At 46.9% G+C, this 13,406-nt stretch carries 8 protein-coding genes; 1 reads left to right on the top strand and 7 read right to left on the bottom strand.

What is annotated here, in order from left to right:
- Window positions 1–344: 344 nt before the first annotated feature.
- The 7 genes from HF638_RS20810 to HF638_RS20780 all read right to left on the bottom strand — a co-directional run bounded on the left by HF638_RS20810 (window position 345) and on the right by HF638_RS20780 (window position 10,759).
- Entirely contained in the window at window positions 345–1,613 is a 1,269-nt protein-coding gene (locus HF638_RS20810) for an S-layer homology domain-containing protein (protein WP_169481873.1), read from the bottom strand.
- A gap of 346 nt (window positions 1,614–1,959) precedes the next feature.
- Window positions 1,960–3,471 carry an extracellular solute-binding protein gene (locus HF638_RS20805; protein ID WP_211175719.1) on the bottom strand — a complete coding sequence of 504 codons (1,512 nt, stop codon included), beginning with the start codon at window positions 3,469–3,471 and terminating at the stop codon, window positions 1,960–1,962.
- Window positions 3,472–3,578: 107 nt separating this feature from the next.
- Window positions 3,579–4,682, bottom strand: coding sequence for a glycoside hydrolase family 88/105 protein (locus HF638_RS20800; RefSeq protein WP_169481872.1), 1,104 nt, complete (start codon window positions 4,680–4,682; stop codon window positions 3,579–3,581).
- 24 nt (window positions 4,683–4,706) lie between these two features.
- Window positions 4,707–6,206: an extracellular solute-binding protein gene (locus tag HF638_RS20795; RefSeq protein WP_169481871.1), complete on the bottom strand. Its 1,500-nt coding sequence runs from the start codon at window positions 6,204–6,206 to the stop codon at window positions 4,707–4,709.
- A 62-nt stretch (window positions 6,207–6,268) separates the two neighbouring features.
- Complete coding sequence (locus HF638_RS20790; protein WP_169481870.1) at window positions 6,269–7,141, bottom strand: carbohydrate ABC transporter permease; 873 nt, start codon at window positions 7,139–7,141, stop codon at window positions 6,269–6,271.
- A 45-nt stretch (window positions 7,142–7,186) separates the two neighbouring features.
- Window positions 7,187–8,140, bottom strand: a complete 954-nt coding sequence (locus HF638_RS20785) for an ABC transporter permease (protein ID WP_017686861.1) — start codon at window positions 8,138–8,140, stop codon at window positions 7,187–7,189.
- 282 nt (window positions 8,141–8,422) lie between these two features.
- Window positions 8,423–10,759, bottom strand: coding sequence for an AraC family transcriptional regulator (locus HF638_RS20780; RefSeq protein WP_169481869.1), 2,337 nt, complete (start codon window positions 10,757–10,759; stop codon window positions 8,423–8,425).
- A gap of 513 nt (window positions 10,760–11,272) precedes the next feature.
- On the opposite strand from HF638_RS20780, the gene HF638_RS20775 reads away from it, so the two are divergent.
- Window positions 11,273–13,276, top strand: coding sequence for an endonuclease MutS2 (locus HF638_RS20775; protein WP_169481868.1), 2,004 nt, complete (start codon window positions 11,273–11,275; stop codon window positions 13,274–13,276).
- Window positions 13,277–13,406 lie beyond the last annotated feature (130 nt).

Raw genomic sequence — 13,406 nt, 5'->3', positions numbered from 1 at the left:
CTGGAAAAATCGACTTCGTTAGGTATTTCTTTTTCAGCCGGAAATGGTCTAGAGCATGAATTACTATTAAGGTTATTCGAGAATGTTGGTCCGTTAGTGTGATCTGCCCTGAAGCTACCATTATCAAGCTGATACCAATAAACACCTGGATTTGCTACTCTTTCTAACGACTGTATTGTATTAGATATTTCTTGTTTCTTGGGCCCATACGGATCCGAGCTTGCAGCTTCTATAGGCGATGATAAATTCAAACATAGTATATTAAAAAGAAAAATCAAGATAACAATTAAGGATTTCTTCTCACCATTAACCCACAATAATACTTCACCACCATTTAATACTACTTACATATTTTGAATTTGTAGAACATTTTCACTTTTTTCATTAAAGATATATGCCCCACTTTTTCCATCCAAAACGGATGTGATCCAAAATCTCTTCTTTACATCTTTCTTAATCAATTCACTCGAATTCTCAGGGATAGTTACCCAGCCATTTTTAGAGGTTTGTTTAAGATCCAATCGATTAAATTGTAAAAAACCACTATATAGACCGCCATTAAAGGTGATTAGATTGGATTTCTCAATTTTTGATGTAAAAGATATATCTGCAAAAGCCATATAATTACCTTTGAAAATATGTGTTTCTGGACCGATAAATAATGGTGCATAGATGCCTTTCGCTTTACCTTGAGTAACATCCACGACGATATATCGATGAAGCGTAACTACACCAGACTTATTAGACAAATTAATTTCTTCTTTAGATATATCACTTACTTTAACTGAATTTTTAGTATAAAAATAATTACTAATCGTCGTTAGATTCGTACCTGTCGTGCCGACCTCTCTCATCTCATTCAAGTCACTGTACTTCCCGGCATCCGTGCCCTCTACGTCCATATAACGCAGTAAAATGGCCGATACTTCTGCACGAGTAGTGGAATCCGCTGGTTTTAATGTGCCATCCTGGAACCCACCCACAATGCCTGTCCCACGTACGAGGGCGAGATAAGGAATCTGCTCGGCACGAATGGTACCCCGGTTCACTTCCGGTGTGGGGAGCAACGTGTTTTTCGTATCGTTAAAAGCATCCTGGAAGCTGCTCCCGGACTTAATCAGTCCATTTGCAATCCATTTCATCATCTCGTAACGTGTCAGTTCCGCATTTGGATTGAACCCTTTGGCGTAATCACCAGCGTTAATGAATCCTTGTCCGACAAGTTGGCTAACCGCGGCTTCAGACCAATGGCCCTTGAGATCAGCAAAGGAATTCTGCCCCTCTACCTTCTCTAGTCCAGTCGCACGGGCGAGTATTGTCGCATATTCCCCACGCGTGATTTTGCCATTGGGACGAAACGTTCCGTCCTGGTAACCAGAGATCAGATTTTTTTCATACGCTTTGGCAATTGTTGCTTGAGCCCAGTGGCCCTTGATATCCTTGAACTTGCTAAGGGCAGTGTCACTTGTTCCCGATGCAGCATTCGCTGTTGACGTTAAATGTACGGGGCCAACGGGTAATAGTGTTCCTGCCAATACAGCAGTCGTTAACAACCCGACGATCCAACCGTTCCGTTTTTTCTTCTTCTCGTGTCCTTCAATCTGCTTCTTCAATCTACTCACGCTCCTATGTACCTTAGTATGGGGATGCTTTACTTGGTCAACCTAGTCACTTCTCTTCATAAATAAAACCTAAATTTGACATAATAATCAATATTCTACCATGTTGTACTAGGCTATTGGTATTATTTTTCGTCCATCCCCATCACTTCAAGGCGTGCGCCCCTCCTTCCATAGACCCACTTCATTCGCTTAAAACACAAAAAAAGGCCATGAATCCGCAGATTCATAGCCTTATGCTTTAAGGGTGTGGTCTTTCTTATGATATTGGAAAATGAACTCACTCATAGAATAAACCATATCATTCCATTTGATCAACCTTTTTTTATTCCATCCAGCTTTATTTTCCGTTTAATTCCTTATAGGATGCTTCCAGTTCGGTGATCAATTGATCACCACCAACTTTCCTCCAGCTCGCTATTTCCTGCTCCCAACCAGCATCATCGATTTTACCCATAATGTACTTGGTCTGCGCATCCCAGATCATCTGATCCAGCTCCTGGCCACGCTCAGTATAGATCGCCGAAGACAATGTGAGTGCAGGATTGGCAATGGCGTACTGCTCATTCTCACGTGCCATCTTCGTCCCCTTCATGCCAATCGGGACATCGACCAGTTCAGGTACGTTGTACCCTTCAATGCTTAACAGATTATCCCGGTATGGCTTCACTTCACGCTGATAAGCGTCAAAATCCTTAAGTTCGGTTTTCCCATCAGCAGTCTTGGTGTAGTGCACATCGAGCAATCCACGGAGCTGCAACGCGCTTAATTCCTCATCCATCAACTGATCCAGGAACGTGAGAACCTGCTTCAATTGCTCCTCATCCGTTACTGACGCCTTTGGGATGACCAGCATTCCATAGTTTCCTGGCTCCCCGGCGATTCGGATACCATCGGTTCCCTGGAATGGAGCCACATCAATCTCTCCGTCGGGAGCATTAGGCGTAAGCCGTTGCTGAGAGGACTTTCCGTTCTGGGCCACACCATTCAGCTTCATGCCAATCAGGCCCGAATCCATTTTTTTGTCCGCATCAGAAGGGTCCAGGGCAGGGAAGTCACTATTAATCAGTCCCTCGCTGAACAGTTGCTTGAAGAGTTTCATTGTGTCCACATATTCGGTGGTCAAGAACTCCGGGGTCAGTTTTCCAGCATCATCCACACCCCATTTGTTAACGCCGCCAATACTTACAGCGATCCGCGTCAGTGGGGAAGAGACACCCTCATTATACTTTTTGAATAGCAGTGCACCATACGTATCCTCTTTACCATTCCCGTCCGGGTCATCCTTACGAATGGAGCGCATCACTTCATACCAGTCATCCAGCGTTTTGGGTATATCCAGCTTCAACGTATCAAACCAGTCCTTGCGATATACGATAGCAGTCCGTCCAATATCCCGGAAGTTCGGAATACCGTAGACCTTGCCTTCAATTTTGATATTGTTAAAATAAGCCTCTGATTGGGCAGAAAGGTTCTTATAATCCTTCAGGTAAGGCCCCAGTTCCCAGAACAGTCCCGTTTTGGCGGCATTAAATGTTGTCGGCACATAATTCACTCGCATAATGGTCGGCATCTCGCCTGAAGCAACCATAACGTTCACTTTATCATCAAAAGCAGACTGCGGAATCCACTGTACATTGACATCCGTATTCGTATATTCCTCAATCTTCTGTTCAATCCCGTTCTCCTTGGCCGGTATATCACCAACCTGCATTAAAGAGATGGAAATGGGAAGTTTACCTTCCCCTGCAGCAGGCCCTTTTTCTCCCCCGCAACCTGCAAGCAGCCCAGCGGACATTGCACCAATTACAACGATTCCGCCTAAACGGGACATTGGACCTTTTGGACTCATGAACCATCTCTCCTTTGGATAGCCAAATTGTTCAGCGATCTTGTCTCATTTCACTCAAACCAACCATGTATGCGCTATCATAAATAATCTGAAGAAAAGAACCAGCATTACGCCAGTTCAATCTCCACCCCTGCCATAATGAACGGAGCGACCGACTTCGGATCATTGATTCGAATGGATTCAGTCACATAATACTCGTATGACCCATCACGATATGGGCTTCCTCCGAGACCTGCTCCGCCGTTGCACTGCGTCAGGGACAGCACCCCTTCACGATCCGTTTGCAGCAGATGCTGAAGCAGACCCTGATACCCTTTTTCAGCAACCGCTTTGAACTTGCCACTCAGATATCCTTTACGTACACCCTTGGCCAACGCATAGACAAACATCGAGGTCCCGGAAGCCTCCAGATAGTTCCGCTCACGTCCCGGCTGATCCAGCAGATGTGGCCATAGTCCAGTCCGTTGATCTTGCACATGAACAAGTGCATTCGCTACCCTTTCGAAAATACCAACAATCTGTCCGCGCTGCGGATGATCTACCGGCAAGTGATCCAATGTATCCACAACCGCCATCACATACCACCCCATCGCCCGACTCCAGACATGTGGAGACCATCCCGTCTCCCCCGAACTCCAGCGCTGCTCTTTGCTCTCATCCCAGGCATGGTACAAGAGACCGCTACGCGGATCACGTGTACGTTGCTCCACCAACAAGAGCTGCAGAGCCGCCTTGTCAAACCACTTCTCTTCACCCGTCACTGCACCATACTGGGTCAGATAAGGAGTAGCCATGTACAATCCATCCAGCCACATCTGGAAAGGGTAAATCTTTTTGTGCCAGAACCCGCCCTCACTCGTATGTGGCTGTCCCTTAAGCTGAGTCATAAGCAACTCCGCAGCTTTGCGATACTTCTCTTCTCCCGTTTTCTCGTGCAACAGGAACAGTGATTTCCCCTGATTGATCTGATCCAGGTTATATTCCTCGACCGTATAGGAGCGAATCGAGCCATCTTCCTGCACGAAATGATCCATCAGCTCACGGATGTAGTCAAAATACTTTTGCTCCCCCGTGTACGTATACAGCTCCTCTAGTGCTTTCAGCAGACAGCCATTCTCATAATGCCATTTGGGATACAGCTCATGGTTACGATAACTTTCCATGAACTGCTGTGCCATACGCACGGATGTGAATTGCAATGTTTCCTTCATGATCAAGCCTCCGCTTCCGGCTCTTTATTGAGCCTGTTTTTTGTAATCTTCGGCATATTCCTCACGAATCTTGTTTCCACCCGCATTGCCCCAATTCTCGATTTCCTTTTCCCAGCCACTTTGATCGATCTTGCCCATAATATATTTGGTCTGTGCATCGGCAATCACCTGGTCCAGGTCTGCCCCACGGTCACCATACGTTGGAGAATATAACGTCAGCGCAGGGTTTGACACAGCGTGCTCCGCCAATTCCTTGGCAAGTGCCGTACCTTTTTCACCCAGTTCGGTATCCTTTAATTTCGGTACGTTATACCCTTCGACATAAGGAAGATTATCACGATAAGGTTTCACTTCACGCTGGAATGCATCAAAGTCACTCATCTCCACCTGATCTTCGCCCACTTTGGTGTAATGTTTGTCTTCCATACCACGCATCAACAGGGTAGCCATCTCAGGGTCCATCAATTTATCCAGGAAGGAGAGAAGATTCTTCAGTTCTTCTTCCGATTTCACCGTTGATTTAGGGAATGCCAGAATCCCGGAGTTACCCGTCTGTCCTGCAACACGATCTCCGTTCGCTCCAAGCAAACCAGCGATGTCTACCACACCATCCGGATTGTTTTTGGACAAACGCTCTTGCTGACTTTTACCGTTCTGCGCAACACCAACACGAATACCAACAACACCGGAATCATACTTTTTCTCCGCTTCCGTAGAGTCGAATACGGCAAAGTCCTGGTTCAGCAGTTTCTCATCGTACAAACGTTTCAGCAGATCCAGCACCTGCATATATTCCGGTGTCATGAATTCCGGCGTGAAGCTGCCATCATCCTCGACCTTCCACTTATTAGGTGCACCAAAACTTACGCCAAGGCGCGTCGTGAAGGAATATTGGTCCTCATTGTATTTTTTGAAAAGCATCAGTCCAAACGTATTATCCTGACCATCTCCATCCGGATCGGAGGTTGCCAGTGTCTTGATCGTTTCATACCATTCATCCGGTGTGGCTGGCACCTTGAGATTCAGCTTCTCGAACCAATCCTTGCGATAGATCACCGTAGCCCGCGCAATATCGGAGAATACAGGAACCCCGTAGATTTTGCCCTCTACCTTGATGTTGTCAAAAAAACGCTCGTTCTGTGCCGACAGATTTTTGTAGTCTTTCAGCAATGGGCCAACTTCCCAGAATACGTCATTACGCATCGCGCTGGTCACCGTTGGGTTATATTGCACCTTCACAATTTTCGGCATATCGCTTGAAGCGATCATCACGTTGATTTTGTCATTGTAGGCCGAAGCCGGAATCCACTGGATATCCAGTTTGGTATTGGTATACGCTTCAATCTTTTGCTGAACTTCATTGCCTTTGCTTGGCACATCACCCACCTGTGCAATGGCTATGGACACATTTTGTACGCCGCCCTCGGCAGCCTGACCCTCGTCTGATCCGCATCCTGCCAGCAAACCTGTCACCAGTGCCAGTGTGCTCAAGACAGCTACGGCTTTCTTTTTTGTTGCTTTCATAACATGAAAACCTCCCTTTTTTTATGCAGTCATAGTGAACTGACTTTGAACCATGTGCCGACTCAACCTTTCACCGAACCCAGCATCACTCCTTTAGCAAAGTGCTTTTGCAGGAATGGATATACCAGCATAATCGGGATCGTGGAGAATACGATAACGGCCATACGAATCGTAAGCGGCTGAATCTCGGTCTCTTCGATACTCGTGTCTCCGATTCGGCTCTGTGCCAGAATGACTATCTCACGCAGCCAGACTTGGACAGGCCACTTCTCACTATCGTTGATATAGATAACAGCGCTGAAGAAACTGTTCCAGTGGGCCACCGCGTAAAAGAGTGAAAATGTCGCCATCGCTGGCATGGACAACGGCAGTACAATCCGGAACAATACGCTGACATCGTTACATCCATCAATTTTGGCTGCATCCTCCAGTTCGTCGGGAATGGCCTGGAAGAAGTTTTTCAGTACGATCAAGTTAAATGCACTAATAGCAGTAGGTAACATCAGCGACCATAACGTATCCGTCAGGTGCAAAGATTTCACGACAAAGTATGTTGGAATCATCCCGCCACTGAAGAGCATCGTGAACAATACACCCAGCAAAATGGGCTGGCGTCCACGCAAATATCTTCTGGATAGCGGATACGCCATAAGTGACGTAAACAGCAGGTTAATGAAAGTACCGATTACCGTAATATAGACCGATACACCCAGACTGCGAATCAAGGTATCTGTAGAGAAAATGTAACGGTACGCGGCCAGAGAGAACTCTTTTGGAAAAAGAATGAATCCTCCCTTAGCCACTTCATGCGGACTGGTAAACGAGACGGCCAAAATATACATGAACGGGATAACCGTCACGATTCCAATCAACAGCAGCAAGCCGTGATTCACAAAATCAAAGATCCGGTTGCCCCACGTTTTATCCTGTTGCATCTTAATGTTCACTCCTGTCTGGTGAAGAACGTCTGCACCCGAGGGTTAGTAGACGCCTTCCTCCCCGAATTTTTTGGCCAGCGTATTGGCACCAAGGACAAGCGCCAGCCCGACAACCGATTTGAACAACCCGACAGCAGCACTATAACTGTACTGTGCCTGGGTAAGACCCTTCGTGTACACGTAGGTATCGAATACCTCGCCCACATCCCGGTTCGTCGGAGTCAGCATCAGGAAGATCTGTTCAAAGCCTGTATCCAGGAAATTGCCCAGACGCAAAATGAGCAAAATGACGATCGTACTGCGGATGGCCGGCAACGTAATGTGCCAGGTTTGGCGCCAGCGATTGGCACCATCAATCCGTGCAGCTTCATAGAGCTGTGTATCCACACCGGAGAGCGCCGCCAGGAAGATAATTGTGCCCCAACCGACTTCTTTCCAGATGGATTGTCCGACAATCATCGTTCGGAACCATCCGGGTTCAAGCAGGAACGCCACTTTTTGTCCAGTCAGGTTATAGAGCAATTCATTAATGGCACCGCCCTCGGTTGTGAACAGCATGTAGAACACACCGACAACAACAACCCAGGAAACAAAGTGTGGAACATAGACGAGCGTCTGTACAAATCGTTTGAACCGTTCACGACGAACTTCATTCATCATGAGTGCCAGTACAATCGGCAGTGGGAAAAAGAACACAATGTTATAAATGGCAAGCAAAAACGTATTCCGAAATAATGTCCAGAACTGCGGTTCTCCAAAGAAACGCTGGAAATGTTTGAACCCTACCCAGTCACTTCCCAAGATGCCCTTGTAAGGCGTGTAATCCTGGAAAGCCATCGTGATACCATACATGGGTATGTATTTGAAAATAACAAAGTAAAGCACACCCGGTATTAACATGATATACAGCCACCGGTTTTTGATAATGTCTCTCCACAGCAGGTTTTTGTCACTGCGGGTAGCGGGCCGTGTTCGAGCCGCCGTTTCGGCTTTCATATTGTCTTCCTCCCCACATTGGAAACGATTACAAAATATCACTTCCTGAATTCATGTCTTCATTGTGGAGGATAAACGAATGACTGGCTATCGTCTCGTTTTAGCCTTTTGTTTCCCCTTATGCAGCAAGGGTTTAGCGCATTTTCATCACAGAATTTAAAGGAGCAATGAACTGCTTTCAACCTCCATGTTCCTGTCTTAACTTTATGGAGAAAAGCAGTCTTCTTCCTCCATCTGGACATGAAAAAGCCCGCCTGCCATGGCGGGCAGAGCAGGCTTGTTTTATCGCTGCTGCTCCCGGTACTTGCCGGGGGTCGTTCCTGTGATTTTGCGAAATGTACGGATAAATGCGGTTGGATTGGTATAGTTTAATTTCTCAGCGATCTCCGATATTTTCAGATTTGTCGTCTGCAGCCAGGTCTTGGCTTTTTCCATACGATACTCTGCCAGATATTCCGTAAAATTAACTCCGGCTTCCTTCTTGAATACCCGACTTAGATAGACAGGGTGAAAATTAAGCTCAGCGGCGCAGGCTTCCAGCGACAATTCACGATCATAACGTTCCTCGATCAAGCGAATCATGCGCCTTGCAATGTTCATGTATTGGGATTCTTCCTGTTCTCGCCAGAAACGGATAACGGGCAGGAACAACCGCTTGCGGAACCAATTGGTCATTTCGTCCAATGTGGACAACTTCAGCAAATGTGACATGGATGCTTTTTCTCCCAGTACTTCGGCTACATCTCCGCCTTGCTCCTGCACAAGCTGATATACACGAGACAATAACTGAACCATAATGACAGGATATTCACTGAAATGAAGCTTCTTGTCTGCAAGCAATCCCAAATATTGCTTAAAGTAGGCGTCTGTCTTCTCTTCATCTCCTTGCTTGAGCGCAGAAGCGAGCTGGTCCTCAATCATGCGTAACTGGGTGTACAACGCGGCCTCCATCTGACCACGTGGCTGAATATCCTCGTAATGCAAAATAATACGGCTCCCCAGACTCACCCGGCCTTGCAGAGCCTCTCGGCTCTCCTGAACCGCTCTTGGCGTATCACCAATACAAGTGTAAGAACGACTGATGCCGATACTTACGGGCAGATTCAGATAGGTCACGACACGTTCGCGGATCCAGTCTGCCTGGGTATGCATCCATTCCTTCAGCTTCACCTCATCCGTCAGTTCGGAGGCAAGTACGGTGACCTGAGCATCATCTAGCATGACGGGAGTGAACCGAACTGCCGAAGGAAGAAGCTCACCTACCATATTGTTGACAGCAAACAGCAGCAGATCCCGATCCTGTTCCTCATATCGAGTCCCTTCCAACGTATCCATCTGGAGCATGAGAACACCAAGATTCGCCCACCCTGTCGGAAAATCGTACAATTCTCCCTGATATCTGAAATCCTCTTCCGAGATTTTGCCTGTTAGCAGTTTGGTCATAAAAAACTCCTGGAGGTGCACATGCTGCCCCTTCATCTGCTCACGCATCGTTTTCTCCGAACTGAACAACGTTGACAGCTGCTCCTCGATATAGATAAATTCATCCTGACGCCGCCCAGACGGAGCAACTGGAGCATCCAGCCCTTTCGTAAACTGTAGCAATCTGGAGATCGGTGAGTACATCCGCCGACTGCCGTATATGGCGACCAGTCCCGTTACACATAACATGACCAGCGTAGCGACGCCGGTTACCAATGCAATTTTCTGCGACTGAGCCGTGATCTGTCCTAGAGATACGACGGACACATACAACCAGCCATTGAGCGGAGACTGTCTGTAGCTGACTGCTACTTGGTTACCTTCCACCTCCGCACTAAAGAAACCCTCTGGCTCCCCCGTCGTCTGGACGATCTCGTGGATTTCTTTATTTAAAGTGTCATATTTCGCCCCTTGCTGGGTATCATTCAAAAAATATTTCTGTTCCCGGTCCAGAACGTACAAGTCCCCGGAATTCGAATTGCGACTCAGAAATGTACTAAGCTCCGCGTCAGCAATATCGATGACCAGAAAGCCTTTGGGTTTCACATTCGTCGGTACCATTGGAATCTTGAACACCATACTGACCACATTATCGGATGAAATAAGTGTAGGCGCTTGTTCGGGTGTTAATTCACCCATGCCTGCTGACACAGGTACACTTTCTTTGGCGGAACTCGCATTCTGAGTGACCCAGAACAGGCTGTTGGTATAGGTTAGATAGGAGCCAATCCGGTCTCGAATGCTGAAATCATCCAATTTTCCAAAAGAACGCATCGACACGACCCAATCTTCATCCAGATTAACCAGATAGGCTTGGTCAATGTTCGTAACCGCTTGCAAGTTGTTAAAGCCGGAAGTCAGATCACGAATCTCCTGAAACTCGCTGCTGTCCAGTGGTTTCTTCATCGCTTGTAGTACCAAGGGCGAATTGACATACTGGATGGATGATAATTGCAGGCTGCGCAGAACTTGTTCTACCCGCATTTGGGTCTGATGCAATATCTGAAGATTGCTCTCGCGCACCTTCTGCTCAATGTCACGTGATGCAATCGTATACGAGACGGAACCAATAACAATGACCGGAAGGGCTCCGAGGATCAGGGTAAAGCAGAGCAAACGCAGTAAATACTTAGGCAAGAAGAGCATCCTCCTTCTTATAAAATCGCTTTCATTGGATTATTTTACTATTGTTATTTTAAAACCCATTCTTATTCAAGTCCACTTATTTATTCTAAAGGTTGACTTCAAACCAATTTCCAGTTTATATTGGTTGCATATTCCTCAATCAAAGGAGAGATTTTTAATGTCGGTGAATGTTCTTAACTAACCAAGTTTCATATTCAGGAGTTTGGCCTTTCATTGCGCTTGTGCCGTTATGGCATACGTGTATTTCATGATGCGCCAGATCCCTGTACTTAGTTAAGAACAGCGGATATCATAAATCGCCTCCGGGATTGTCATTGTCCGGGTCTATTTCCGCGCTGTGTTCAGCGCGGATTTTTTTAATATAGACCTTTAGTGGACTTTGCTTTCCCATACGTTTAGGGCGGAGAATGACGTTTGTTCATTCTCCGCCCTTTTTGCGTTTTCCAGGAATATGTTTTAGCGCATCAACTGAAATGCCAATTCGAATCCAAGGAGAGATTACGCATGAATGAAAACACTTTAAACAGTTTGGGCTATCCACAAATTCAAAAAAACGTTGCAGACTGCGCCCTGTCATATCTGGGCAAACGTTATGCCAGAGAACTAAAACCGATGGTAGATGCTCACCTGATCCAGATTCGCCTGGAAGAAACAGCGGAAGCCGCTGCGTTGATTCGTTTTGGCGCCAGCATCCCCCTCCCTTCACTGGATGGAATGGAGACCATTATGGATCTGCTCGTCACCGGTTATCTATTCAGTGAACGCGACTTCAGTCATCTCGCTCAATTCCTGCGGAGCTGCGCACAACTCATGAAATACATGGAGGGCAAATCCGGGGCCGCTCCCACCGTCAGTCGTTATGCAGCATCCATGATTCTAATCGAACCTTTGCTGAGTGAGATCGAGCGTTGCATCCATAGTGGACGCATTCAGGATCAGGCGAGCAAGGAACTGATTCGAATTCGTAAAAAAATGACCGTGAATGAGGAGCGTATGAAACGAAAGCTTGATTCTCTGGTGAGCAAACATCGCTCCATTATGCAGGAACATGTCATCAGTCAACGCGGAGGAAGAACGGTTCTTCCCATTAAGAAAGAGTTCCGTAAACAGGTGAAAGGCAGTGTGCTGGATGAATCGGGGAGCGGGCAAACCGTGTATATTGAACCCGTTGAATTAGTAAGTCTGCAGATGGAATTGGCTGCTCTACAAGCCGAGGAGTCCCGAGAGGAGATGAAAATTCTCGGTGATTTAACCTCCCTAACCGAATCGTATAGCCGTGAAATCGCCCTGAACACCGAAACGGTAGGTGTGCTGGATTTCCTGTTTGCCAAAGCCAAATATGCGGCCACCATGGATGGACGTACCGTTCGAGTCAATACGCAAGGCCACATCAGCCTTCAACGTGCACGTCATCCATTCATGGGTTCTTCCATGGTTCCACTTGATTTTGCAATCGGCAGAACGTATTCGTCGCTCATTATTACTGGCCCGAATACCGGTGGTAAAACGGTCGCACTCAAAACGCTAGGTTTGCTAACCCTGATGATGCAATCCGGTTTGCTTATTCCGGTAGTGGAAGGTGGCGAGATGGCTGTTTATAACGAAGTAGCGGTTGATATCGGTGACGGGCAGAGTCTGGAACAAGCGCTCAGTACATTTTCCGCACATATTCGCAATATGATTGGCATACTGGAACAGGCCAATCCATCGACGCTGGTGCTCATTGATGAGATGGCTTCCGGTACAGATCCCGGTGAAGGCGTCGGACTGTCCATCGCCATGCTGGAGGAACTTCATAGCCGCGGAGCAACCGTTGTGGCGACAACGCATTTTGGTGAAATCAAACATTTTGCAGCTGCCACGCCAGGATTCGAAAATGCCCGTATGGAATTTGACACCGTTTCTCTCCAGCCGCTGTATCGATTGCGTATCGGAGAAGCTGGTGAAAGTTACGCCTATTCCATTGCATTGAAGCTGGGCATGCCACAGCGAATTATCGCGCGCTCCAAGTCCCTGTCCGATCAAAGTATTTCGAGAGATCGTACTTTAGGGTTCACGTCATCTCCTTTGGAAACTCCGGTCCTGGCGCCTGATCGTTCCGTTACAGTATCAGACGGCCCAGCAGAGTTGTCCAAGTGGGAGAAGTGGAAGCAACCAAAAGATTCAATCGGTCTCCACCAAAAGACAACACCAAGAGAGTCAGATCCCCCTGCTCCTGCCAAAAATTTTCGCAAAGGGGATCGGGTATATGCAGCCTATCTCAATCAGTCGGGTATCGTCTGTGATGTGGAGGATAGCCGTGGAAATATCGGGGTCATGCTCCGGGGACGCAAAGTCAAAATCCATAAGAAACGCCTGACTCTTCATATATCTGCCAATGAGCTTTATCCAGGTGACGATTATGACTTGGAAATTGTGCTAGAAACAAAGGAAAATCGAAAGAAGCGTAAGTTGATGGGACGCAAACATGTGGAAGGCCTACAGATCGAATTACCGCCTGAAGAATAGCCGATGGGAGAAACAGATGTGGTGAACTGGAAGTCATATATACACAGTGAATTTCATAATCACCAGCACATTTCTGTTATACTGGGACCAGTATGTTCAACTTCAGCTCGTAGCTATTCCACAGGGAGGG

This window comes from Paenibacillus sp. SZ31 (genome assembly GCF_012912005.1).
Taxonomy (GTDB): domain Bacteria; phylum Bacillota; class Bacilli; order Paenibacillales; family Paenibacillaceae; genus Paenibacillus.
The sequence above is the reverse complement of the archived record's forward strand: the minus strand, read 5'-3'. Positions and strand labels throughout refer to the sequence as shown.

Excerpts from the sequence above, each read along its gene's own strand:
- HF638_RS20805 (WP_211175719.1), bottom strand. The coding sequence starts at position 3,471 with ATGAGTCCAAAAGGTCCAATGTCCCGTTTAGGCGGAATCGTTGTAATT.
- HF638_RS20800 (WP_169481872.1), bottom strand. The coding sequence starts at position 4,682 with ATGAAGGAAACATTGCAATTCACATCCGTGCGTATGGCACAGCAGTTC.
- HF638_RS20795 (WP_169481871.1), bottom strand. The coding sequence starts at position 6,206 with ATGAAAGCAACAAAAAAGAAAGCCGTAGCTGTCTTGAGCACACTGGCA.
- HF638_RS20790 (WP_169481870.1), bottom strand. The coding sequence starts at position 7,141 with ATGCAACAGGATAAAACGTGGGGCAACCGGATCTTTGATTTTGTGAAT.
- HF638_RS20785 (WP_017686861.1), bottom strand. The coding sequence starts at position 8,140 with ATGAAAGCCGAAACGGCGGCTCGAACACGGCCCGCTACCCGCAGTGAC.
- HF638_RS20775 (WP_169481868.1), top strand. The coding sequence starts at position 11,273 with ATGAATGAAAACACTTTAAACAGTTTGGGCTATCCACAAATTCAAAAA.